Consider the following 24,194-nt stretch of genomic DNA (forward strand, 5'->3'; position numbering starts at 1 on the left):
ATTAAAATAATCTCAATAACTCAAAATTAATCGTAGATTTAGAGCACCATTAAGCGACTTGCTTATTATCCGATAGATTAAAAACAGAAACAGCCTCTGTCAGTTGGCGAGCCTGTTCTTCCAACGAAGCGGCGGCAGCAGCAGACTCTTGTACTAATGAAGCATTTTGCTGGGTAACACCGTCCATTTCTGCCACCGCCTGACCAATCTGGCTGATACCACGACTTTGTTCATCTGAAGCAGAGGCAATCTCTCCCATAATGTCGGTTACATTAGTCACTCTGTTCATCGTTTCTCCTGCTTCAGCAACTTGTCGTGAGCCAACATCAACCCGCAACACCGATCACTGATCAGCCCTTCAATTTCCTCAGCAGCCTGCGCACTGCGTTATGCCAAATTACGTACTTCACTCGCAACCACAGCAAAACCACGCCCCTGCTCACCGGTTCGAGCAGCGTTAACTGCGGCATTCAACGCCAGAATATTTGTCTGAAAGGCAATACTGTTTATTACGCCGATAATATCTGCAATACGGCGTGAGCTTTCAGTAATGCTGCTCATGGTTGCGACCAATGCCGCCAGTAGTGCCTGCTGACACCATGTAACCAATAATGCGACCCGCAAGCTGGCAGCGTCGGTTGCTTTATCGACGGCGGAATTGTCCCCCTCTACTGCACTACCAAACTCGCGGCTAAGGGAGGGATAGTCGTGGTTAAACACACGTTGAAAATCTTCATAGCGATCTTCTTTGACCGCCTTAAACATAGGCTCGCCCCCTATTACTTAATAATTCAGACCAACTTTGGATCGCTTTATCTGCCAGTAAGGGGTCTATCGCTACATGGGATTGCAGCTTAAATCTTGCTAAATCCTCTTGGGTATTTTTAAGCGCCGCACCTGTCGAAGTCAGTTCACGATCAGCATCTGCCGTTGCCCCATTTTGACGATATATTGCCGCTCGGATTAAACGAGTAGCCACACGAAAATATTGGTTATTACCTTTATTAATAATACTCACACTCTTCTGTTGATTGGCGCTTACCTGCAAAGAATGAGTTAATTGATTAAGTGAAAATAATGTAAATATTGAGACGTCGCCCCATAACAACAAAAATATAACAAGAAATAATAATAACGCCATCCTGATGGTGATATGTTTTAGGAAACTCACGGCAATCCCCCTACTTCTTATTTTTTAATTTATTCCCCTAATAATTCAAGGTGTTTATCGTTGATAATCTCTATGGCAAAAGTCATTAATTACCAAGACTAACTGCAAAAACAGCATAAAACCACAGCAAAAGATCAGCACAACCGAGCGATAATAATAAATTGATTGATCCAGTCTATTAAAGTGTAATGAACGATCACTTTATTTGATAGATAAATGATTAACAACTCTCGCTAGTTTCAATTAGATATGTATTTATTCTGAATATAAATACGGCATAACCTTTCCCATTAGCGGGTGGAATTACAAGCTAAAAAATTAATCTATTTATTTACAGAACAGAGATTACCAAAAATTATAATAACAGAATTAAATTAGATTTGACGTAAAAAATAAAATAATAACAAAAATTCATATCAAACCATCATTAGGTGATTTACTACAAAACTTATCTACTTATCTTCTTTTATTGCTCATCTCTTGCTTCATCCGAAAAAAATGGTGAGTGAGGATCCGTTTTATTCATAGAATACCGCGGGTATTTTGCATAACTGGCAATGGGATACGGAGCAGTCAGGAACCGTAACTTTTTTCATCATAAAACAGTGGGAAAAAGTGTAAATGCAAATAATAATTACTACCATTTAATGTTTGGCGTGATAAATTACGTCTCAGTATTTTTAAATTAGGAAGAGAACACGTCGTTATGCTCCCGATCTCGCATAAAACATCATGTTTCCTACTCACCATATTCGCCTGCCTATGCCTTATTTTAGGGTTATCCGGCTGTAAACCAGCGGAAGAAAGCAGCATCTCTACTGCGAGCGAAAATACATCAGCCTGGTCGCGTACGGTTGAAACAGCCAAAGGGCCGGTCACACTCACTCATCAGCCGCAACGTATTGTTTCTACAAGCATTACTATCACTGGTACCTTGCTGGCGATTAACGCCCCCATCATTGCCAGTGGTGCCACAATGCCTAATACCACGGTGGCCGATGCTCAAGGGTTCTTTACGCAATGGTCAGACGTCGCACAAGCCAGGCATCTGGTTCCTATTTATCAAACGGAGCCGAATGCTGAAGCAGTTGCCGGAATGAATCCTGACTTGATTATTATTTCCGCCACCGGGGGAGATTCCGCGCTGAAGTTGTACGAACAGTTATCTGCCATCGCGCCGACGCTGGTGATAAATTACGATGATAAAAGTTGGCAGCAACTGGCGATATTACTGGGGCAGGCCACCGGTCACGAGGCCGATGCTGAACAAGTGATAGCGAAATTTACTCGTCGGGTGAATGAAGTGAAGCAAAATATTACTCTGCCACCACAGCCGGTTTCTGCTTTCGTTTATCAGGCCGCTGGTAGTACCGCCAACCTGTGGACTGACAGCTCGGCACAGGGAAAACTGCTGCAAGAATTGGGTTTCACGCTAGCCAATGTGCCGGATGCCGTAAAAGGGAATACCAGCATGGGGCACCGTAAAGATATCATTCAGTTGGGCGGGGAGAAGTTGGCTGAGGGGTTGAATGGTGAAACTGTTTTACTGTTTTCAGGTCAGCAACCGGCTGTTGATGCTTTGAAAAGTAATAAGTTTCTAGCCCATATTCCGGCCATTGAGCACCACCGTGTCTACGCGGCCGGTTACGATACTTTCCGCCTGGATTATTACAGTGCGAGTAATTTGCTCACCAGGATTGAGAGGATGTTTAGAGGCTCACAGTGAGGTTGGTCTGGTTATAGCTTAAAACCAGGCCAGCCCCCTGCTTAGGTTAAAGCGAGAGTCAATCTGGTAATAAAAACAATGATCTAGCTCCGATAAGGGTAGATTTTTACCGATGCATTCTCGTCATAATTCGTGCTAATATGCTTTGGATTAATAATGATAATCATTTACTAAAACGCGTTCACTAAAAACACGTATTGATTAAAAAAGAGTTACGATGCCAGCAACTTACGCCTCAAATCCATCGTCAATAAAATCGCCGTCATCAGCAATCATTTCAGGTGCTCAAACAGTGCGCAGGCGTGGTTTTTTACTGTTACTCAGCGTGGTAGTACTGTTATTTGTTATGGCTGCCAGCCTGGTACTCGGTGCCAAAGCGATTCCCTTTTCAGTGGTTTGGCAGAGCTTGCTGGGTGAACACAGCAATGCAGACAGCATTTTAATTCTGGAATCACGCCTGCCCCGTACACTGATTGGTGTACTCGCGGGGGCGGCATTGGGGTTATCGGGTGCCGTGATTCAGGCATTGACCCGCAACCCGCTGGCCGACCCCGGTATTCTGGGTGTCAATGCTGGAGCCAGCTTTGCTGTGGTTATCGGTATCCTCGTTTTCGGCGTTAATGCCATTTATGGTTATATGCTCTCTGCTTTTATCGGCGCAATGGTCACGACCTTAGTGGTGTATTGGGTCGGTTCACTGGGCGGTGGCCGGGTAAACCCTTTACGCCTGACCCTCTCCGGTGTCGCCATCGGCGCGGTGTTGATGGGGATCTCCTCAGGGATATCGCTAACTCATCCACAGATCTACGACAGTATGCGTTTCTGGCAAGCGGGTTCACTGGATATCAGAAATATGTCCGTGGTGTTGGCTGTAGCACCGGCTATCCTTATCGGCTGCCTGATCGCTCTGTTACTCGCTCGGTCACTCAATGCCATGCATATGGGTGATGATTTAGCGGCAGCTATTGGTGCCCGTATTGGGCGCACTCAATTCTGGTCGGTTATCACTATAACCCTACTGTGCGGTGCCGCTACCGCTGCGGTTGGCCCTATCGCTTTTGTTGGCCTGATGGTTCCCCATATTGCTCGCTGGATTGTCGGCCCGAACCAATGTTGGATATTGCCCTTCACCCTGGTTTTGACACCTATTTTATTACTGGTATCTGACATTATTGGCCGTTTTCTGGTGCCGGGTGAGTTACGCGTTTCTATCGTCACCGCGTTTATCGGTGCGCCGCTACTGATCTGGTTAGTTCGAAGTCACAAAAGGATGAGTGCATTATGAAACCAGCGGCGGCCACCGCATGGCTATTGGGTCGGTCAAATGGCGCGATAAATTTGCGCATCCAGCCACGCAGCCTGATTGTCAGTGGATTACTCCTGCTTGCCTGTTTATCAGGTGCGCTGCTGGCATTAATGATTGGTACTCTGACACTATCCCCTCAGCAGGTGCTCGCGGCATTGTTTGGCCAAGTGAACGGTGCGGCGAATATTATCGTCAATCAATGGCGGCTCCCCCGTGCAGTGATAGCATTGCTATTTGGTGCCGCACTGGGAGTCAGTGGCGCAATATTTCAGTCGTTGGTACGTAACCCACTGGGTAGCCCAGATATTATCGGCTTCAATGCCGGTGCTTATACCGGTGCTCTGGTGGCGATCATTTTATTTAATGGCAGCTATTTTGAGATTGCCAGTAGCGCCCTGGGAGGAGGATTGCTGGCAGCCATCGCCGTTTATCTGCTCGCTTATCGTCAGGGGATTCAAGGGTTTAGACTGATTATTGTCGGTATTGCGATAGGTGCTATGCTAACCGCATTCAATACCTGGCTGACCATCACCGCCTCTCTGGAGGCCGCGATGACAGCTGCCGCTTGGGGTGCAGGTTCGCTAAATGGCATGACCTGGGCTAAGGCTATACCCTCGCTGATTTTTATTATGATTGCGACGCTGGTTGCCCTACTGCTCAGCCGTCGTATGCCATTGTTGGAAATGGGCGATGATGCCGCCGGTGCTTTGGGTGTTCCGGTGGAGAAAACACGCCTGAGCCTGATGGCCGTTGGTGTGATTCTAATCGCAGCAGTGACGGCAGCGGCTGGGCCAATATCCTTTATTGCACTGGCAGCACCACAAATCGCACGGCGGCTAACCGGAACCTCGTCAGTCACACTCACAGCTTCCGCACTGATGGGCGCATTGCTGTTAACCGTAGCGGATCTTGGCGCACAACATCTTTTCTCACCAAATCAGTTACCCGTCGGAGTGGTCACGATCAGTATCGGCGGGCTGTATCTTATCTGGCTTTTAATCCGGGAATCTGGTCGTTCATGAGTATTGTTAACTCCGCCGCCACACACTCGCCTCGCCTGCGAGCCGATGCGCTGACCTTAGGCTATGACGGCAAGATAATCAGCAAGAATCTGAGTGTTACAATCCCCGATGGTGAGTTTACGGTGATTGTCGGCCCTAACGCCTGCGGTAAATCGACCCTGCTGCGCGCGCTAAGTCGTTTGATGAAACCGCTGGCCGGTCAGGTAATTTTAGATGGCAAAAACATTACCCGCTATGACACCCGTGAAGTAGCACGCAACTTGGGCCTATTGCCGCAAAGCTCCCAAGCGCCGGATGGCATCAGTGTGTTGGATCTGGTTGCCCGTGGCCGCTACCCTCACCAAAAGTTATTACAGCAATGGACCCAAGCCGATAAACTGGCGGTGAACCATGCAATGCAAGCCACTGGAATCAGTGAACTGGCCAACAGATCCGTCGATGCATTATCAGGTGGACAGCGCCAGCGGGTGTGGATAGCAATGGTGCTGGCGCAGCAGACACCGTTGCTGCTGCTGGATGAACCTACGACCTACCTGGATATCGCCCATCAAATTGATTTACTTGAGTTATTCAGCAATCTTAATCAGCAACATAATCATACTCTGGTGGCAGTGCTACATGACCTTAATCATGCCTGCCGTTATGCCACTCATATCATCGCCATGCGCGATGGCAAGATAGTGACACAAGGCCACCCCAGAGAGGTGATCACCGCTGATCTGGTGGAACAGGTGTTTGGAATGCCCTGTTTAATTATTGACGATCCGGTTTCGCATACGCCGTTGGTGATCCCAAAGGGGCGGTTTTAATTTCAGATCAAACAAAATCGGAGCAGGGTTTTGGTTTATAACCCGCTCCCAGCAATCTATCACCCCAACAAACACGCTAATCCATCAATCAATCCACCCCGCCAGCACAGTGAATCATGTCCACCGGCATAAACCCGGTAATGAAGTCGGTGGTCAGAGTGACGTAGCGCCTGACTCATCGCCTGATTCACTTGATAAATTACATCTTCTCGGCGGCCTGCCTCCATAAAGATATGCAACGGATGCGCAGCGCCCAATCCCTGATAAACCTGTTCAGTCAGCCACCCCTGACGTTCGGCAGTGCCTGCCGTCAATGCCTTGAAATTATCAACATCCGGCCACCAGAATGATCCGGACTGACTCAGCACGCAGCCAAATCGCTGCGGCCAGTGTAACCCGGCATATAAGGAAGCCAGGCCACCGAAACTCTGCCCTGCCACTACCGTGCGCGATGCCTGATCCGTAAATGGCTGAAAATCAGATACTTGAACTAATAGCTCGGTTTGCAGTGCTTGCCAGAAATCTTGATTGCAGGGCAGTTCCTCCGAGCGATGCGATTGGTCAATAATATCTATTAAGACATATACGCTGGCGGGCAACTTACCGGCGGCAGTTTCGTTATCCAATACACCAAATACCGGCTGATGTTGCGCCCAATACTGACCATCCAACAGAATAACCAGCGGGCGATTAGCTAAATCCTCCGTACCCGCAGTGTGATAAATCCATACATTGCGACTATTACCCAATAACAGGCTATTCCAGCGAATGAGTTGCAGCCGCCGGGGATCAGTTGGCAGAGGTTGGCCGCTGTCGGCAGACTGCCAGGCGGGTTGAGGCAAAGCATCAGCTAAATGAATGGCAGAGAGCGGCATCCCGCGATAACTATGATGAGCTGCCGTGTGATTCAACGGATCGCTTTCTGCCAGCCCCATCAGCGAGATCCACCAATTGCGTTGAGCCAGATACTGCTCTTGTGGGCTACCCGGCCGCAGCCGTAAGCAGTTTTCGGCTGTCGCGGGAATAAAGCTGTAGCTGCCGCGAAAATCAGATTCCACCTCAGTCTGCCAATACCAGATATCACTCTGGCCCAATCGCTGGAGTGATTCAGGGTTAATACTGTGATGGTCCGTTACACCGTTGACATCGATATAGACTCGACTATAAACCGAGTCACGCGCTTTGCCCTGCCGGTCGCGCCATAGAAATGTCAGCTTTACTTTGCCAGTACCCATTGGCTCCATTAGCGGTGTTCCCCATTGTGCTATTTGCTGCCACCATTGTTCATGGCCCGCCGATGGGTCTTGTAACAAACGCCGGCTATCTGGATATTCACTCGCAACTGTCACTTCAGCCCCTTCATTTTATCACTCAGGCCAACGAACGACTGACCATAACAGCCTGTTTATCACTGATGGCAGCCCGATACAAAAACTCCATGTATTTAAAATTAATACACGAAAGCGAATAGTATTGAGAAGTATTACTGTTTGCAATAACATGTTTCGCGCACAAACAATTAACGTACAAATAGTTCAATAAGCCATACCGTGGCAAACACTAAGTCCGGGTGGCATCAAGAACTTGCCTTTATCAAGTTCCGATATTTTTCATTACTGTGTTCTCAGGTAGGGATAAATCATGTTTGATATTTCTGGCAATACCTTGCCAAGGAAATTGCCATTCCGCACCACAGCCTCAAAGACCTTATTATTGACCTCCACACTGATATTAATACCGGTACTGCCTGCCTCTGCTGCCACCACAGCTAAAGAGACTCATGCGGCGAAAGAAGACAAATTAGTCGTTGTCGCGAAGCCTGATAACGGGCAGCAAGATGAAGGCTTCGTCGCCAAAAACAGTTCCACTGGCAGCAAAACAGATACGCCACTGATTCGAACGCCACAATCAATTTCAGTCATCACCCGCCAGCAAATACAAGATCAAGCCGCAACCTCGGTGGCACAAGCGCTGCGCTATACCGCAGGCGTGGTACCGGAGTATCGCGGCGGCTCCAATATGAATGATGAAGTGATCATTCGTGGCTTTGGCTATGCCCCCCGTTTTCTTGATGGCCTAAGCTATAATTCTCTGGGCGGGGCGCGGCGCGGCGGCCAAATTGACCCTTGGTTGTTGGAGCGGGTTGAAGTAGTTCGTGGTCCAGCGTCGGTATTATATGGGCAGGTAAATCCCGGCGGCCTGATCAATATGATCAGTAAACGCCCAACAGCAGAAAGCATTCATAAGGTGCAGGTAAGTGCCGGTAACAATAGCCTGGCAGCTGCTGCTTTTGATTTTGGTGGCGTGCTGGATGATGAAGGTAAAGTCCTTTATCGCCTGAACGGACTAGGCAGAACACAAGATGACGCCGTTAATAGCTTCAAACAGGAACGTTTTGCTATTGCACCGGCATTGACCTTTATTCCCAATGAAGACACCACGTTCACCTTACTGACCAGCTACCAGAAAGAACCGCAAGCAGGTTCACGTAATTTTCTGCCGGCCACCGGTACCGTATTTGGTACTGCTTATGGTTATATTCCATACGATTTTAACGTCAGTGATCCGTCATTTGACCACTCAGAGCGCGAGCAGACCTCGGTCGGTTATGCGCTCGAGCATTACATCAATGACACCTTTAAATTCCGCCAGAACCTGCGCTACAGCTACAACAAACAAGATTATAGCTATCTGGTGTTTATGAATTTACTGGCTGATAACCGTACCATGACCCGCCGCCCACAAATCGAGCGCCAAACAACGGCTGAATTCGCCGTTGATAATCAGCTACAAGCCGATTTCTGGACCGGTCAACTGAACCATACCGTGCTGACCGGGTTGGATTACAAACGCAGCCGTATCGACAGTCAGTTCTATATGGGTACCGTGCAAAATAAATATAATCTGGATTGGGTGTCACCGGTTTATGGCCTGAACATTCGGGAAAGTGATTTATCACTTAACAGTAATGATCTGACCAAACTTGATCAGGTGGGTGTCTATTTACAAGATCAGATCGAACTGGATAGGTGGAACCTCCTGTTATCCGGCCGTTACGACTGGTCACAGTTGAAAACCCTGAGCCGCAAAAACGCCATGCAGGATCAACAAGACGATCACGCTTTCACAGGGCGCGGTGGCATATTGTATGCTTTTGATTCTGGCATCTCGCCTTATGTCAGCTATAGCACCTCATTTGAGCCAAGCACGGCCAAAGGCGCACCCGGAACCGGCGCACTGGACCCAGTAACGGCCCGTCAGGTGGAGATCGGCATCAAATATCAGCCGCCGGGAAGCAGCACCTTGCTGACCACTGCGCTGTATGATTTGCGCCAGAAAAATATCAGCCAATATGATCAGATTCTGGCCTATAACGTGCCAATCGGGGAAATACAATCTCAGGGTATCGAAAGCCAATTAAACAGTGAGATTAACGATAATATCAACCTGATTGCCGCTTATACCTACACTATTGGTAAAGTACGCGAAACCAAAACAGCAACTGAACGGGGTAAAATGCCCGCGCGGACACCAAACCATTCGGCTTCGCTGTGGGGTATGTATACCTTTGATAAAGGTGTGGTCGATGGCTTATCCACCGGTATTGGTGTCCGTTATATCGGTACCAGTTGGGGGGATGCGAAGAACAGTTTTAAAGTCCCGGCGGTTACGCTGTATGACTGGATGATGCGCTATGAACTCGGCCAGGCATTGCCTTCACTGCAAGGCACCAGCTTACAGGTTAACGTCAACAACCTATTCAGCAAGGAATATGTTGCCAGTTGCGCCCAGACAGCGGCTTGCTTCTACGGCAGTGGCCGTGTCGCTACCGCCACAGTCAGCTACTCCTGGTAAGTACCCTGTGGTTTAATATCACTACCGCGCCAGTTTATTGGGCTGGCGCGGGTTTTAACCCAGTAACGTGCAAATGATAAATTAAAGAAAAGTAAATTCTCGCCTCAATTCGGCTTGTTTCAAGACTTACCTTTAAAATTAATCAAGTAAACTCAGCGAACTAACCCTTATTGACTCCTGCGCAACCCCACGAAACCACTCTAAAAACAGAGAGATGGCCCTATACTCGTTAGCTGGTCATTTAACACTATTTTTTATTCAGGTAAAAACATGCCAGCGTTTATAGCGACATCTGGCCAAACCGCAGTATAAAGCTGAACGATACAGCAGATGTTCGCACTTTTAAGGGTTACCAACGTATTGCTGCGCCGATGATCGGCGGGATGTCCAGCGTGTCGCTACTTTCAATATTAGTTAGCCCAGCGGGATATATGTTGCTGCATAAAAAAGAGGCTTAGCAACGGTAAACCTCAGCAACATCACTCTGGCCTGTTTTCCTGACTGACTTGATTGAGGGCTTTCTTATTAGAATCTCATAATTTCTTAATGTACCCAAGGTTAAGTTAACCCAATGTACCGCCGCCTCACTCACGCCAAGCAGTAGCATACCGTGATAACTCAAACGAAATGCCCCTATCCCCTACATTTTTGCACCAGGGCATATTGGGCTGCTGAGCAAATAAACCCAGCGTTATACAATATATCCCCCCAAGCCATCCCCTTTAGCGATTAAGAATCTTACGGTTAACTCAGTACTTACCTGGAACACAGACCGTCACTCGTTCTCAAAGCATATCGATTAACAGAATATCTATAATGTAAGTTGATAAACTCTGCACTGCTAACCTGTTGTTTATTGCCCACTATTTGCAATAAAGTAAATATCATATTTAACAAGACAAACACATAAATATAAAAAACAATGAATAAAAACAGAAGAATGTGAACCTAAAGAATGAATTTAATATTTTTAAAGTTAATTAAGCATACATTGAACGTAAGGGCTAATAATGAAAAGTAATAAACAATACTACAACAAAAACAAATAACCGCTTGTTAAGAATAATTGCTAAATGCAAAAATAGTCACGAATAACCTTTAACGAAGATTAAGGGATCAAATAAAGACAAAACACGTAAATCTTAATAATCTTACAACTATCATTTCATAGCAAAGAATTTACATTAAGCACTAGCAAGGTCAAAACCTAAAACATCATGTGATATAAACAGGGTTTAATCATAGCAGAAAAATTTAAAACAATTTAAGAATAAACAGACACATTATACAAGACAGGTAGCCACCAATATGGAGATAAATGAGATTGTGTTTAAATTAGAAGGAACGGTGCTATTCTCTCCCGCACAACGTTGTTTAAATGGTCCTAACGGTTCAATTGCAATATTAACTGAAAATAATCTTAGATTTTTACAGTTGTTGCTTAATGGTGTGACGGAAAAAGAACAAATTATCAATCAGGTCTGGAAAGAGCAGCGCGGAGCCATCAGTGAAAGTAGCTATTATGGGCAATTGTATATGTTGCGTAAGGCCTTTGTGCAGGTGGGGCTGAAAGAGTCACTTATTCATACCATTCCACGCAAGGGTGTGCGCTATACCGGTTCAGTCACTCAAGTGACTATTAACCAACAACCTGAAATACAGCAGCACAGTAAAGAGCAAAAAACTATGGAACCAGATATGCATCAGGTTGGTGTAGCAACCGCCCCCTTCAATAGCACAGTTATACCGGTGTCAAAGCGGGTAGTTAGGCAAAGCTTTCTGCAAAGCTATCGCTGGAAGAAATTGATTTCTTTATTAGCATTTTTCTCATTCTGTTGGCTCTCATTCCTCTCAGCATTGATCATTATAATATTATTAAACGGTGATACCCCGTAGTCTTAATACTAAAATTAAGCTGAGAGTAATTTAAAAAGACTAAATGATAACGAAAAAAGGATTTCCTACCTGATAAACGGTTTAATAGCTACCACTACGAACGAGGCGATGAGTTAATAATTCAATTCGGAAAGTAGCAATATAAAGACTAAATATCTTAATAAAAATGGGAACAACTCCCAATAATCATTGAAAAGGAAACTCTATTATGATGAACAAGATGACTAAAGGTTATGTAACTGTACAACTTAAAACCCAAGAATTCCTGAAAGATAATCGAGGTTCAGTTATTGAATATGTAATGGTCATCGCGTTAGCAGGTATTCTTGTTGCGTCAGTTCAATCACCATTAAATGGCCTTGTAACTGAACTAGTAGCCGCGGCTAAAAAATCCGTAACTGGAGCGTAAACTTAAATAATAATTATGGCAACATTAAGTTGCCATAATTAAGATAGACTATCAGGATTTCAAATTGGACATCCTTAAAATACTACTAACCACATTGTTAGTATTTCAATTTCTTTTAATATGTTATACCGACATTCGCTATAGGGTTATCAGCAATGGAATTATTATTACGATTGCACTCAACAGCATCGGTCTGGGATTTGCAGTTAACAATACTGTTAACGTCATAATTCCACTATTTTCGTTACTGATCGGCTATATTATTTTTCATTTAAAACTTATTGGAGGCGGCGATGTAAAGTTAATCACCGTATTATTATTGGCACTAACTGCCACACAATCACTGGATTTCATTCTCTATACCGCAATTATGGGTGGCGCAGTGATGATAATAGGCCTGTTTGTTAACAAAAAAGATATTCAACAGAGAGGTGTCCCCTATGCTGTTGCGATCAGCTTGGGATTTTTGTTAGTAAAAATCACTTAAAAAAGTCACCATAAAAGTAATAGCATAAAGGTTATTTTAATGAATCGTAAGTTTCTCCTGTTATTTTCACTTTTGATTGTCGCAATAGGAGCTACCGGAATTCTGATAAATATCGGAGATGATAAAGATATTCCCAATGGTTTTGTCGATATGAAAAAAGAAAAGGAAGTCAGCATCGTGCTGGCACAATCAACCCATGATATTGCCTCTGGAACACTACTGACCCAAGATGACTATAGTTTAAAAACAATCATCGTACCTGAGTCAAGCACACTAATAAGAAGTGATATATCAAACAGCACCAATATTAATAATAATTTATTGAAAAGTAATCTTCTGGCTGGATCTTATATAACAAAAGATCTCCTGGTCTCACCCGATAGTGATGAGTTTCTTCGTCTGAATTTAAGTAAAGGTGATGTTATTTATAAATTTAATATCAAACAGCATAATGAATACTTATTAGATACATTACAGGTCGGTGATGTACTTGCATTTCAATTGAGGCTACTTGAAACAGATAAAAAGAGTGGAATGGACAATGGTATATCAATCAATACCAAGGACATAAACGATAGAAAAAATCAAATATACTCGTTAAATAAAATAATTCCCGCAATGAGAATTGTAAGAATAAAAAAATATTTAGAAGATGAATTATCAGAAAAAAACAAAAAAAACCAAAAGACCGGAGAGTTATTAACTGGTTTTATCGAAGTCATAGTTAAAAGAGATGAACTTGACATCATACATATAACAGAAAAGTCCGGTGATACCTTTCTGACACCAAGTTCGAACGACGAAAAAAACAAAATTATAAATTTATATGATGTTATACCCAAACTACGTACAACAAGAGAGCTAAGAGGATGATAATACTCTGGACAGGATATACCAAATGGAATGTCCTATTCTTTTCACTTATAATTATAGTTATGCAGGTTACAGTTAATCACTGCCATGCCAAACCTGTCTATTTATCCGCTGGTGAATCTTATATTCTAAAGACACCCGAAGAGATTGACACTGTTTTTGTCTCCGCCGCAGCCATTGCAGATTATGAACTGGTTGGTAAGAATAGTGTAATCGTTTACGCTAAACAGGAAGGGATAGCTGAATTTATTTTGTTCAATAGAAACAATCAACCGATGATAAAAACAGTGGTTCTGGTAAATAACATCATCAATCTTGTGTACCAAAGAATAAAAGTAGAATATCCTGATAGTAACATAGAAATAAATAAAATAGGTGACAGCTACATTCTAACCGGGCAAGCAGAATCAGAAGAGGCTAAAGATACTATTGCCAGTATGGTTGGGGAAGCAGTAAACAATAGAAGAGAGATAAAACATAAAGACCAATATCTTAACAATCATAACTATTTAGGCATCATTAATAAGATTAAATTACCTCGACCTAATCAAGTCAATGTAAAATTAACCATAGCAGAGGTTACCAAAGATTTTAGTGAAAATATCGGAATAGATTGGAGCAGCATAGGAGAGTCTGTTGGCTCCTTTCAGTTTTTAAAGTTTAATGCCTCAGGGATTAGTACACTAGTTCATGCAATTAATGATGACTCTATTGCCCGTGTTTTAGCAGAACCTAATCTATCAGTCTTATCCGGTGAAAGTGCCTCATTCTTAGTCGGTGGTGAAATACCTTTATATAATACGACACAGAATAGTACTATTATTAAATATAAGCCCTACGGTATCAAACTGAGTATTTCTGCCAAAGTCAATGAGCATAGTAAAATACGAATTAAAGTAGATGAAGAAGTCAGTAATATAGGTAAGCGATTTAATGTTGAAGGGGGAAATGCCTATCCAACACTGGAAACACGTAAAGCAGCGACTACATTAGAATTGGCTGATGGTGAGAGTTTTATTCTTGGTGGTTTGATCACTAAATCGGAAAGAGAGTCGCTTAAAAAAATCCCATTTATTGGTGACATTCCAATTCTGGGTGCATTTTTTCGTAATGCACAAACTGAGAACAAACAAACTGAGTTGGTAGTGGTAGCAACGGTCAGCCTGGTAAAACCGCTAGCTGGAACAGAAGTAGAATTACCTGACTTCATGAACACTTCAACGTTAGAGCGTTTGTTTAATTTTACCCGAATTATTGAAGTAAAAAGAAAGAAGGTTGCAAAAGAATTCTTGCGTAAAGGAGGTTTTATCAAATGAAGTTATTAACTCTCTGGTTAGTAAATCTATTTTTTATATCTACTTTTTGCCATGCCACACTCATTATCGAACCTAATAATAAAGATCGTGCCTACCTTTTAAAAACACAAGATTCAAAAAATAGTTTGACATATAAAGAAAAACCTCAGAAGAAAAAAGAAATACATTGCAGATATCAACTCATTGATTATCGCACTGAGAGAAATAACGAAGTGGGGTGTGCTATAAATAAAAATGAAATAAATTCAAAACAGCATAATTAAAACAGATAATATATTTATATGGTGACATATGCAATTAATTCTCAACAAAGATATAATAAATAAAAAAGACAATAAAACAAAAAATACTATTGCTATAATTTCCGACAGAAAATGGTTATCTAATGATACCTCGGAGAAAGTGCGTCTGGCAGATATTAATGATATCAAAGTAATTGAAGAAAATATCTTCACCATGTCAAAGATAAACTTATCTGATCAAATCATCGGAGCTATTATTGACATTGGAAGTAATGATGAAATCATAAGTACATTGAACGTAATAAAAAGTCATGTACCTCGGAATTGTTGGTGTATCCTAATCGGAGATATTGACTCAATTAGCATAGCTCAACAATTTATTCACCGCGGAATATTATACTTAAATATACAATCACAACTCTCTGAACTGACACAACACTTACTTAAAGGTATTAATATAGAGTCAGAGAGAAAAGCATTCTTCATCAGTATATTGGGCTGCAAAGGAGGTATTGGGACCACGTTGCTTAGCTATCATCTAGCCAGCACAGTAACTCAGATCAAACAATTACCAACACTGTTATTACAAGGTAATCAAGGTTCTCAGGATCTTGACCTTGTCACAGAAAAAAAAATGGTTACAGATATAACCGAATTACAAAAGAATTTTTTTATCATGTTCTGTAAAGAGAAAGAAATAAATAATATTGATGTAAATATAAATAATAAACATAACTTTATTGTATTTGATCAACCTATCCACAACACATCAAAAGAAAGACTCACTGATTATATTGAGTATTCTAATTGTATTATATTATTACTTGACAATAGTATGATGTCAGTACGTGTCGCCAAAAACTTCATTGACATATATGACCGTTTTAAGCGAGATAATAGACAAGCTACCAGGTTATTAGTTTGTCTAAATGAAAGCAGGCCGATAACAAGAGATATGCTGGATACTTCAGATATTCCCTCATTGCTGGGGCGTAAGATAAATATACGCATCCCTTACATGCATAAAACAAAAGAATCATTAAGTGACCAAAATTATTTTGGCCGAAAGAAAACTATAATCATCGAGTTAGCCAAGCATACCTTAGGTATCAGTGCTGATTTATCCCATAATAGGGGGTCATGGATTAGTAAAATCATAAAGACAAGAGGTAAAATATGAAAGTATCATTAGCTATACAGGAAAACATTCGAGAGAAAATGCTCGCCAATATTGATATAGATAAGGTTGAAGACTTAGTTGATGATTATGTAAAACTCATCAGTCTGTTGTCACAAACATATTACTCTTTATTCAATGATAACGAATATAAGTTAACTACTCAGGATCAGAAATATATTATTTCAATGATAGCTGATGAAATCACTGGTTTTGGCCCATTAAGAGAACTAATGGAAGATGATTCCATTAGTGACATTATGGTTAATGGCCCTGAAAAAATATTTGTTGAACGCTATGGGTTACTGACATTAACTAAACATCGTTTTATCAATAATAGTCAATTGACAGATATTGCCAAACGCCTAATGCAAAGAGTCAATCGCCGTATTGATGAAGGTAGGCCGCTAGCAGATGCACGTTTAATTGACGGTAGTCGAATCAATGTTGTAATTAGCCCCATAACTTTAGACGGTACAGTACTTTCTATCCGAAAGTTCAGTACTAACAAACGAAAGCTAGAAGATCTGGTTGATATGGGAGCAATGAGTAGCGATATGGCTAATTTTTTAATCATTGCCGCCTGCTGCCGAGTCAACATTATTATTTCTGGTGGTACTGGGTCAGGAAAAACAACGCTATTAAATGCCTTATCAAAATATATCTCTGAAACCGAAAGAGTGATTACTCTGGAAGATGCCGCAGAATTAAATCTGGAGCAACCACATGTTGTTAGAATGGAGACACGATTAGCTGGATTGGAAAATACTGGGCAAATTACTATGCGTGACCTAGTGATAAACTCACTGCGAATGCGCCCCGATAGGATCATTATTGGTGAGTGCCGGGGTGAGGAAACATTTGAAATGTTACAGGCCATGAATACCGGCCATAATGGCTCAATGTCAACCCTACATGCTAATTCCCCCCGTGACGCAATTGCTCGACTTGAAAGTATGATTATGATGGGCCAAGTAAACATGCCTTTATTTACCATTCGCCGCAATATTGCATCTGCGATTAATCTGATTGTACAAGTTTCTCGTATGAGTGATGGCTCTCGTAAAGTACGCTATATCAGCGAAATTATGGGAATGGAAGGTGAGAATGTGGTACTACAAGACATATTCTCATTTGAACCATCAAAACAACGTGATGAGAAAGGGAAAATTCAGGGTGACTTTATTAATCACGGTTTATTTAATCGTTCATCAGTCAGGGTAAACTCTGATATATACGGTTTATCAACTGAATTAAATAGCATTTTTTCTGTGGTAAAATAATGATTTATTACATAATACTTTCATCCGGGCTACTACTACTTTTACTCATCAATATGAAATGGATAAAAATTAAAAAATCCATTAATACAACAAAAAAAAGACAGATTAACTACGATTTATTTCTTACATATACTACAAAAAAAATATTTAATGAATGGGTAAGTTATTTTCTAACCATAAATAAAAACAAAAAACATATAGTCATATCTATAATTTATGCCATATGTGTTTATATAGCAAATAATATCTGGTTCAACATAAATATTATTGCCGTACTGGCCTTCATTTTACTCAGCATCCTCGCTTACCAAATACGCTTTGCCAGAAAGAATCATCATACACTTTTTAAAAGAGACTTCCCTGAGGTGCTATTGATGATAAATATGGCGGCCAGCAGCGGTGCAAGCATTCATCAAATATTAGAACGTTGTGGGAAAGAAGTCAGTGGCCCACTAGGCAATGAGCTAAACCTGATTTGTCGTCGCTTAAATGTTGGTGAATCTCCTGAAACTGTTTTTTATGATTCTTATCAAAGATTTAATTTTCCTGAGTTCTATTTTTTGATTACTATTATTTTACTTAACCTACAACAAGGAGGGCAACTAAGAGAACTCACCAGCCGTCTTTCTCAAGTGATAACGAAAAGCAAAACCTCCGAACAGAAAAAAGCCGTTATGACGGCTCAAACAAGAATGTCAGTAAATATCATATCTATTATGCCGTTTGCATTCTCTCTTTTGCTTTATTTTATGGACCCCACAGTTATGGAATCCATGTGGAACCATCCTATAGGTAGGAATATTTTTTACTATATTCTTGCAAGTGAAACTACTGGGATAATCTTAATAAGATCAATGCTAAGGAAAGCACTATGAGTATAATACTATTTATGGTAGTAGCTCTATTTGGCCTGAGCACTTTTCTGATAACCAATAAAAGATCAAATAAAACTATTATATACAAAAAAATAAATGATAAAGATGTATCACAAGATAGTCATGAGAGTAAAAAAACAAAGACAAAAAAAGAAAATGATTTATCTTGTTTTATAAAACTACCTTATATGATTCATAATATCACTTATCTCAGGATGCTATTATTTATGATACTCTTCACAATTTCATGCATATTAATAGCAACAGATGTTATAGCCACTAATTCTGTCACCTTACTTTACTTTTGTTTTATTATGCTAATAGTAGTTATATACTTTCCTCGAGTTATAATAAGAAATATTGTAAGTAAAAAAATAAGAACCTTACTGCAATCGCTACCTTTTTTTATTGACATTACAGCTGCATGTGTTCAATCAGGGATGACAATTGACAGTTCATTGAGTTATACAGCTAAAAAGTTCAAATTAATCAACGCTGATCTTAGTCTAATAATGTTAAAGATTACCAAGAGAGCGGAAATCAATGGCTTAGAAAATGCAATTAAGGAGTTTCAGCAATACTCTACGGAGACAGAGATAAAAATGTTCTGTAGTGCACTTCAATACAGTATTATTTTCGGTTCTACCGTTTATGATCAGCTGATTAAGTTATCTCAAGATATGAGAGAAATGCAGTTGTTAGTTACAGAGGAAAAAAATAGTAAATTATCTTCAAAGCTTACTTTGCCCTTATTCGTTTTTATTCTTATCCCTTTTGTTGCGTTGGTTATATCACCCAGTGTTTTGGAGTTACTTAAGTATGTACAAACAATTTAATGCAAATATTACTGTTTTAATTTTTATTTTCGTTATCAGCGGTTGTTCTTGGAATAGTAGAATTGGTAACAAGGATTTTTATTATCGTGAAAGTATTTTACTAAAGGCGAATAATCATGCAGGTTTAATTACCTTATATCGGGATAAATTGAAGCAAAAAGAAGATGATGCCGTTAGGCTAAAACTGGCTAACGCCTACTATCTTACGGGTGACACTAAATCATCTTTGTATTATTTGCAGCCAATCGCGCACAAAGACGATGAATCAATATATATATTGCAGGCGAAAAACTTGATTAATAAAGATGACAATATAGGTGCAGCAGCAGTTATTAATAAGTTATTGGCTATCTCACCAAATAATGCTGAAGCATATAATTTAATCGGTATTGTATTCGCTAATAGTGGTGAAATTAGTAATTCTGAAACAGCTTTTGAAAAGTCACGAGCCTTGTTTATACCCGATGAAATAGCAATGAATAATCTCGCTGTTGCTGCAATGTTTGATGACCGCTATAGCGATGCTATAAGAATACTATTGCCAGACTATCTGGCGGGAAAGCGAAATCCTTTGATGTTGCATAATCTGGTTTTTTCGCTAATTCAATTAGGTGATAAACAGTATGCTAAAAAGATTATTATTGCGGAAAAAATGGCAAAAGATCCAGATGAGTTAATATTAGCACTAAGTCAGGTAGATAATCTTAGTCAGCAGAAACTACCAACAAGGGACTATGATGAGTAGAGTGAAATTATATTTTATTCGTTCAAATAGAGGGGCTATTCACATTGAGTTTTCAATTGTAATCATTTTATTCTTATTTACCTTACTATCTTGCGCGGAAATAGCACGTTTGCTATATATCTCTGCCAGTCTGGATCTGGCCGTTTCAGAAGCTGCCAAGTCGGCTAAAAATAAAGAGAAAGATGATAACACAACTTATCAAGAGGCATTCCAGGAAAAGTTAATATCTCAACAGGGGGTGTTTTGTTCATTTATAACAAACAATAACTCTGCCGTTATCGATATTAATTTCAGTAACAGTATCACAGGAATAATTAACTCCGATTCAAATGCATCCGTTAATAGAATAAATACAATATACAACAATGAAATATTGGCTCGTTATACAGTGAATTATACTTACCAACCTGTATTTCTTCCTTTTAATTCTATTTTTACTGATACTTTACTGCGGCGTGAGGTGATCTTTGTACAGGAAAAATAATTATAATACTTTTATAAAGAACAATAACGGTCAGATTATTATCGAGTTTATACTTGTTGTTTCAATTATTGCACTACTTATTAAATTATTGATTTCAATAACACAATACCAGTCAACTGTCGGTAAATTAGATCGTATTTCATATTCAATTGCTGGAATCGTACGGGAACGAGAGAGATTATATGATAACAGCACTCTATTAACACAAAATAACGTTAATGAGTTAGCAAGTTTAGCGAACCACATGCTATCCGGTTCAGGTGTATCTGCTAGAGATCTGGCGATAACTATAGAAACATTACATTTTAACCCAGTAAGTTCTGCTGCATCTGGGGATAAAACTATCGATAATGCTCATAGCTTGGAACTTAGCGTCGGAACCTGTCACCCAGCCAGATCATTACGTGAAATGGCCAATTTATCGCCCTACAGTAATCGTGGCCGCTGGATGCCGCTATATCAGGTGACATTATGCTTACCTGCACCTGAGTGGTATCGCCTGGGAGGAACAATTCCCACGATGACATCATCTGCTATAACTATCGAACGATCATCAGTCAGGAATACTGATTAGATAATCCATGATTAAAGGGAATTTATGTTCAAGAATAAGGCTATTCGTTTTAAACAATATTCAGTGGGAATATTTATAAAAGATGAAACAGGTGCCATTTTATGGCCATTTATTATATTTCTACCACTTTTTATTGGGCTATTATACTTATCTTTTGAGATTTCACATTATTTGCAAAAAGCAGCTAAGCTTTCAGATGCTATTGAGCAAGCAACATTAGCACTAACAATAGAAAATAACACTAATAATCCAGATGAGACTCAAACTGAGAAGAATATTTCATTGGTAAATGCTTATGCTAGAGCTTACCTTCCATCTGAAAGCTTCTCTGCTCCGGTGATTGATATCATTTCTCACCCCAATCATATAGAATATCGGGCAGCAACCACCCTGAATTATACACCTAAATTCTTGACCAAAGAACTTATTACTAATATTGATGGAAGAATAATCGTGGCAGATAATGGTGTAGCCATAAAGAATAAATTCACATCGCCTGGAGAAATAACTGATGTGGTTTTTGTCGTGGATTACTCCGTCTCAATGGATGGTAATTTTGGTGATGAAAAAAAAACAACTAAAATACAAGAATTAAGAAGAATATTTGAAGATTTAAATAATACCATATTGAAAAATAATAATATTCACACTATTGGATTTGTTCCTTTTTCATGGGGGACGAAGGAAATGATCGGGAAAGGTATACATAGAAAAATATATTGTCACTTTCCTTTTGTTCCTAAGATACCCATGCCACCTAGCTATTATCTGGGAGATTTAAACAGTTATAACCCAGCGAAAGAATTAACTGATGCGGTAAAAAACAATATTGATTATGATGCAACTATTAAGTCTATAACTGCAAATTATAACTTTATTAACATACCTATAGATGATATTAAACCTAGTTCTTTTTGTTTAAAAGGTTCTGATGCCTACACTTTAAGATCTGATGATATAACAAATGATAATATTCAAGAAAATATAGAACATGATGTCAATGGGTTGACATTAATAAGTTCAGGAATATTAGTTGCGAATGACATATTTAGAAAAGACAGTAAGAATAAAGATAAACTAATGATTATTATCTCTGATGGTAATGATCAGGAGATTTCTTCAGACCTTACTCAAGAGAAAATAACCAAAACACTTATAGAAAAAGGCATGTGTGAAAGAATAAAGGAAAATAATATCAGAATGGTATTTATTGGCATTGCGTATACCGTTAAAGAGATTGAGTGGGAAGACTGCGTCGGTAAGAGGAATTATTATGAAGCGCAAAATGCCCATGAACTGGAAGCTGACCTACGGCAAGCATTAGAGACAATAGAAGCCAGTGAGGTGGGCCGCAATATCCCTAAAAATTAATGTCAGGCGCGGTTGTCACAACCGCGCCTGTTGCAGACTATTTTGCACCGCCCGCTTCCATTCCGACTAATCCAACCTTGAGATAACCCGATTTACGCAGTGCATCCATCACACTCATCAGTGTCTCATAATCCACCACTTTATCTGCCTGGAAGAAGATGGTGGTTTCTTTATTAGAGTGAGTCGCCTTGTCCAGCATAGCAGCCAGTGAGTCGCGATCCACCGACTGGTCACCGACGAACAACTGGTTATCAGCTTTAACTGTCAGAAATACCGGTTTCTCTGGCCGTGGTTGTGGCACCGCAGAGGATGCAGGTAAATCGACTTTAATATCTACCGTTGCTAATGGTGCCGCCACCATAAAGATAATCAACAGCACCAGCATCACATCGATAAAGGGGGTTACATTAATTTCGTGCAATTCACCGCTTTCATCGAGGTTGTCATTCATCCGCATGGCCATAAATTACCCCGCACGCAATTGGTGAGGATGTTTTGATGACTTTGCTTCTGCACTGCTGCACAAATCCAGATCACGGCTCAACAGCAGTAACACCTGAGCCGCAACATCCCCTACTTGAGCACGGTAACTGCCAATCAAGCGGGCAAAAATGTTGTAGATAACGACCGCTGGGATTGCCGCAACCAAACCTAATGCGGTTGCCAGCAGAGCTTCAGCGATACCCGGAGCGACGACAGCCAAATTGGTCGTTTGTGAATGAGCAATACCGATAAAGCTGTTCATAATGCCCCAAACCGTACCGAACAAGCCGACAAATGGTGAGATAGCACCGATCGTAGCCAAGAAACCATTACCTTTGCCCATTTGCCGGCCAATTGCCGCCACGCGACGTTCTAAACGAAACGCGGTACGTTCTTTAATACCATTATTGTCGTCAGACTCTGCCGATAGCAGACGCTCATTTTGTGCTTCACGCAGTAGCAATCCGCTGATGCTATCTGCGGTAAACGCCTCAGCACGTTCTGATGCAGTATCAAGATCGGTAACCGCACCAATCACTTCGTATTCTTGCTGCAAACGGCGGCGCGCACGGAACAATTCAGTGCCTTTTGAGAACAGAATGGTCCAGGTCACGATGGATGCTAACACCAAACCAATCATTACCCCTTTAACCACAACGTCTGCGTGCTGATACATACCCCAGACAGATAAGTCCATCGCCAACCCTTGTGGCACAGGTTGAATCATCGGTGCCGGGCTTGCCGGTGCGATTGCCTCGGCTGATGTCGCCGCGACTGATGTAATCTCTGGTGCAGGTAATGGTGTTGAAGTTGCCGCTGTTGGTGCGGCAACTGTGGTAGCAATGCTGTTGCTATTACCCGGTGCGGCCTGTACCTGACCGATTAAACCGGCCACCAGTAACAGTGCCATCGCACCTTTTATCATCCGATTCTGTGCGAATGATTTATCTTTAATTTCTTTGCCAGCTATTTTCACGCTGTGCCTCCACCCTAATGTGTATTGCAATTTAAAGACCAAATCAGTTGCTGATCATATCAAACAAATGGCGGATTGATAGTAATTATCATTAGTATTTGGGCTGATTTTTTAAGAAAATTGACTAATTATTCCTGATGAAACAATTGTGTAACCTAATGGAATAGATAATAACTTCCGCCGTGTAACTGAAGTCATATGAAATATGAGGATAAGAAGTCATTGATTGAGCTGAATAACTCATTTTTTATTCCTTAATATATTCCTCGTTTCACGGC

At 41.0% G+C, this 24,194-nt stretch carries 23 protein-coding genes and 1 pseudogene; 19 read left to right on the plus strand and 5 right to left on the minus strand.

Annotation, left to right across the window (positions count from 1 at the left end; genetic code table 11):
- Positions 1–49: 49 nt before the first annotated feature.
- Positions 50–588: pseudogene (locus tag AT01_RS22655) on the minus strand (methyl-accepting chemotaxis protein); the annotation flags it as partial.
- 169 nt (positions 589–757) lie between these two features.
- A complete protein-coding gene (locus AT01_RS22660; RefSeq protein ID WP_235427272.1) occupies positions 758–1,171 on the minus strand; it encodes a Tar ligand binding domain-containing protein in 414 nt (137 codons plus the stop codon).
- A 706-nt stretch (positions 1,172–1,877) separates the two neighbouring features.
- Here AT01_RS22660 and fepB point away from each other — a divergent pair.
- The 4 genes from fepB to AT01_RS09410 all read left to right on the plus strand — a co-directional run bounded on the left by fepB (position 1,878) and on the right by AT01_RS09410 (position 6,034).
- On the plus strand, positions 1,878–2,897 hold the full coding sequence (gene fepB, locus AT01_RS09395; RefSeq protein ID WP_042546959.1) for a Fe2+-enterobactin ABC transporter substrate-binding protein: 1,020 nt from the start codon (positions 1,878–1,880) through the stop codon (positions 2,895–2,897).
- 217 nt (positions 2,898–3,114) lie between these two features.
- Positions 3,115–4,182, plus strand: a complete 1,068-nt coding sequence (gene fepD, locus AT01_RS09400) for a Fe(3+)-siderophore ABC transporter permease (protein ID WP_042546960.1) — start codon at positions 3,115–3,117, stop codon at positions 4,180–4,182.
- Positions 4,179–5,225 (plus strand): iron-enterobactin ABC transporter permease, encoded by a 1,047-nt coding sequence (fepG, locus tag AT01_RS09405; RefSeq protein ID WP_042546961.1) that lies wholly within the window; start codon positions 4,179–4,181, stop codon positions 5,223–5,225. Before fepD ends, fepG begins: the two co-directional genes overlap by 4 nt.
- Positions 5,222–6,034: an ABC transporter ATP-binding protein gene (locus AT01_RS09410; RefSeq protein ID WP_042546962.1), complete on the plus strand. Its 813-nt coding sequence runs from the start codon at positions 5,222–5,224 to the stop codon at positions 6,032–6,034. Before fepG ends, AT01_RS09410 begins: the two co-directional genes overlap by 4 nt.
- A 59-nt stretch (positions 6,035–6,093) precedes the next feature.
- On the opposite strand, the gene fes is transcribed toward AT01_RS09410, so the two are convergent.
- On the minus strand, positions 6,094–7,383 hold the full coding sequence (gene fes / locus AT01_RS09415) for an enterochelin esterase (protein ID WP_042546963.1): 1,290 nt from the start codon (positions 7,381–7,383) through the stop codon (positions 6,094–6,096).
- Positions 7,384–7,675: 292 nt separating this feature from the next.
- Here fes and AT01_RS09420 point away from each other — a divergent pair, with 292 nt between their 5' ends.
- The 15 genes from AT01_RS09420 to AT01_RS09490 all read left to right on the plus strand — a co-directional run bounded on the left by AT01_RS09420 (position 7,676) and on the right by AT01_RS09490 (position 22,457).
- Positions 7,676–9,889, plus strand: a complete 2,214-nt coding sequence (locus AT01_RS09420; RefSeq protein ID WP_042546964.1) for a TonB-dependent siderophore receptor — start codon at positions 7,676–7,678, stop codon at positions 9,887–9,889.
- 1,308 nt (positions 9,890–11,197) lie between these two features.
- Positions 11,198–11,785, plus strand: coding sequence for a winged helix-turn-helix domain-containing protein (locus AT01_RS09425; RefSeq protein ID WP_004703055.1), 588 nt, complete (start codon positions 11,198–11,200; stop codon positions 11,783–11,785).
- Positions 11,786–11,993: 208 nt separating this feature from the next.
- Positions 11,994–12,194, plus strand: coding sequence for a hypothetical protein (locus AT01_RS09430; RefSeq protein WP_042546965.1), 201 nt, complete (start codon positions 11,994–11,996; stop codon positions 12,192–12,194).
- Between the two features lie 64 nt (positions 12,195–12,258).
- Positions 12,259–12,681, plus strand: a complete 423-nt coding sequence (locus AT01_RS09435; protein WP_042546966.1) for an A24 family peptidase — start codon at positions 12,259–12,261, stop codon at positions 12,679–12,681.
- A gap of 39 nt (positions 12,682–12,720) precedes the next feature.
- Positions 12,721–13,554, plus strand: coding sequence for a hypothetical protein (locus AT01_RS09440; RefSeq protein ID WP_042546967.1), 834 nt, complete (start codon positions 12,721–12,723; stop codon positions 13,552–13,554).
- On the plus strand, positions 13,551–14,870 hold the full coding sequence (locus AT01_RS09445; protein WP_042546968.1) for a type II and III secretion system protein family protein: 1,320 nt from the start codon (positions 13,551–13,553) through the stop codon (positions 14,868–14,870). The genes AT01_RS09440 and AT01_RS09445 overlap by 4 nt, the downstream gene beginning before the upstream one ends.
- Positions 14,867–15,133 (plus strand): hypothetical protein, encoded by a 267-nt coding sequence (locus AT01_RS09450; protein ID WP_042546969.1) that lies wholly within the window; start codon positions 14,867–14,869, stop codon positions 15,131–15,133. Before AT01_RS09445 ends, AT01_RS09450 begins: the two co-directional genes overlap by 4 nt.
- A gap of 28 nt (positions 15,134–15,161) precedes the next feature.
- Entirely contained in the window at positions 15,162–16,292 is a 1,131-nt protein-coding gene (locus AT01_RS09455; protein ID WP_042546970.1) for a pilus assembly protein CpaE, read from the plus strand.
- Positions 16,289–17,572: a CpaF family protein gene (locus AT01_RS09460; RefSeq protein WP_042546971.1), complete on the plus strand. Its 1,284-nt coding sequence runs from the start codon at positions 16,289–16,291 to the stop codon at positions 17,570–17,572. Before AT01_RS09455 ends, AT01_RS09460 begins: the two co-directional genes overlap by 4 nt.
- On the plus strand, positions 17,572–18,447 hold the full coding sequence (locus AT01_RS09465) for a type II secretion system F family protein (RefSeq protein WP_042546972.1): 876 nt from the start codon (positions 17,572–17,574) through the stop codon (positions 18,445–18,447). Before AT01_RS09460 ends, AT01_RS09465 begins: the two co-directional genes overlap by 1 nt.
- Positions 18,444–19,283 (plus strand): type II secretion system F family protein, encoded by an 840-nt coding sequence (locus AT01_RS09470; RefSeq protein WP_042546973.1) that lies wholly within the window; start codon positions 18,444–18,446, stop codon positions 19,281–19,283. Before AT01_RS09465 ends, AT01_RS09470 begins: the two co-directional genes overlap by 4 nt.
- Positions 19,267–20,028 carry a tetratricopeptide repeat protein gene (locus AT01_RS09475; RefSeq protein ID WP_042546974.1) on the plus strand — a complete coding sequence of 254 codons (762 nt, stop codon included), beginning with the start codon at positions 19,267–19,269 and terminating at the stop codon, positions 20,026–20,028. The genes AT01_RS09470 and AT01_RS09475 overlap by 17 nt, the downstream gene beginning before the upstream one ends.
- On the plus strand, positions 20,021–20,512 hold the full coding sequence (locus AT01_RS09480; protein WP_042546975.1) for a TadE/TadG family type IV pilus assembly protein: 492 nt from the start codon (positions 20,021–20,023) through the stop codon (positions 20,510–20,512). Before AT01_RS09475 ends, AT01_RS09480 begins: the two co-directional genes overlap by 8 nt.
- Positions 20,496–21,086, plus strand: coding sequence for a tight adherence pilus pseudopilin TadF (gene tadF, locus AT01_RS09485; RefSeq protein WP_042546976.1), 591 nt, complete (start codon positions 20,496–20,498; stop codon positions 21,084–21,086). Before AT01_RS09480 ends, tadF begins: the two co-directional genes overlap by 17 nt.
- A gap of 24 nt (positions 21,087–21,110) precedes the next feature.
- On the plus strand, positions 21,111–22,457 hold the full coding sequence (locus AT01_RS09490) for a TadE/TadG family type IV pilus assembly protein (protein WP_042546977.1): 1,347 nt from the start codon (positions 21,111–21,113) through the stop codon (positions 22,455–22,457).
- Positions 22,458–22,494: 37 nt separating this feature from the next.
- On the opposite strand, the gene exbD is transcribed toward AT01_RS09490, so the two are convergent.
- Positions 22,495–22,920 carry a TonB system transport protein ExbD gene (gene exbD / locus AT01_RS09495; RefSeq protein WP_004703077.1) on the minus strand — a complete coding sequence of 142 codons (426 nt, stop codon included), beginning with the start codon at positions 22,918–22,920 and terminating at the stop codon, positions 22,495–22,497.
- Positions 22,921–22,923: 3 nt separating this feature from the next.
- On the minus strand, positions 22,924–23,916 hold the full coding sequence (gene exbB, locus AT01_RS09500; RefSeq protein WP_082039584.1) for a tol-pal system-associated acyl-CoA thioesterase: 993 nt from the start codon (positions 23,914–23,916) through the stop codon (positions 22,924–22,926).
- Positions 23,917–24,194 lie beyond the last annotated feature (278 nt).

This window comes from Yersinia aldovae 670-83 (assembly GCF_000834395.1).
GTDB lineage: Bacteria > Pseudomonadota > Gammaproteobacteria > Enterobacterales > Enterobacteriaceae > Yersinia > Yersinia aldovae.

Bases quoted from the DNA above. Each gene is read 5' to 3' on its own strand.
- fepB (WP_042546959.1), top strand. From the start codon at position 1,878: ATGCTCCCGATCTCGCATAAAACATCATGTTTCCTACTCACCATATTC.
- fepD (WP_042546960.1), top strand. From the start codon at position 3,115: ATGCCAGCAACTTACGCCTCAAATCCATCGTCAATAAAATCGCCGTCA.
- fepG (WP_042546961.1), top strand. From the start codon at position 4,179: ATGAAACCAGCGGCGGCCACCGCATGGCTATTGGGTCGGTCAAATGGC.
- AT01_RS09410 (WP_042546962.1), top strand. From the start codon at position 5,222: ATGAGTATTGTTAACTCCGCCGCCACACACTCGCCTCGCCTGCGAGCC.
- AT01_RS09420 (WP_042546964.1), top strand. From the start codon at position 7,676: ATGTTTGATATTTCTGGCAATACCTTGCCAAGGAAATTGCCATTCCGC.
- AT01_RS09425 (WP_004703055.1), top strand. From the start codon at position 11,198: ATGGAGATAAATGAGATTGTGTTTAAATTAGAAGGAACGGTGCTATTC.
- AT01_RS09430 (WP_042546965.1), top strand. From the start codon at position 11,994: ATGATGAACAAGATGACTAAAGGTTATGTAACTGTACAACTTAAAACC.
- AT01_RS09440 (WP_042546967.1), top strand. From the start codon at position 12,721: ATGAATCGTAAGTTTCTCCTGTTATTTTCACTTTTGATTGTCGCAATA.
- AT01_RS09445 (WP_042546968.1), top strand. From the start codon at position 13,551: ATGATAATACTCTGGACAGGATATACCAAATGGAATGTCCTATTCTTT.
- AT01_RS09450 (WP_042546969.1), top strand. From the start codon at position 14,867: ATGAAGTTATTAACTCTCTGGTTAGTAAATCTATTTTTTATATCTACT.
- AT01_RS09455 (WP_042546970.1), top strand. From the start codon at position 15,162: ATGCAATTAATTCTCAACAAAGATATAATAAATAAAAAAGACAATAAA.
- AT01_RS09460 (WP_042546971.1), top strand. From the start codon at position 16,289: ATGAAAGTATCATTAGCTATACAGGAAAACATTCGAGAGAAAATGCTC.
- AT01_RS09465 (WP_042546972.1), top strand. From the start codon at position 17,572: ATGATTTATTACATAATACTTTCATCCGGGCTACTACTACTTTTACTC.
- AT01_RS09470 (WP_042546973.1), top strand. From the start codon at position 18,444: ATGAGTATAATACTATTTATGGTAGTAGCTCTATTTGGCCTGAGCACT.
- AT01_RS09475 (WP_042546974.1), top strand. From the start codon at position 19,267: ATGTACAAACAATTTAATGCAAATATTACTGTTTTAATTTTTATTTTC.
- AT01_RS09480 (WP_042546975.1), top strand. From the start codon at position 20,021: ATGAGTAGAGTGAAATTATATTTTATTCGTTCAAATAGAGGGGCTATT.
- AT01_RS09490 (WP_042546977.1), top strand. From the start codon at position 21,111: ATGTTCAAGAATAAGGCTATTCGTTTTAAACAATATTCAGTGGGAATA.
- exbD (WP_004703077.1), bottom strand. From the start codon at position 22,920: ATGGCCATGCGGATGAATGACAACCTCGATGAAAGCGGTGAATTGCAC.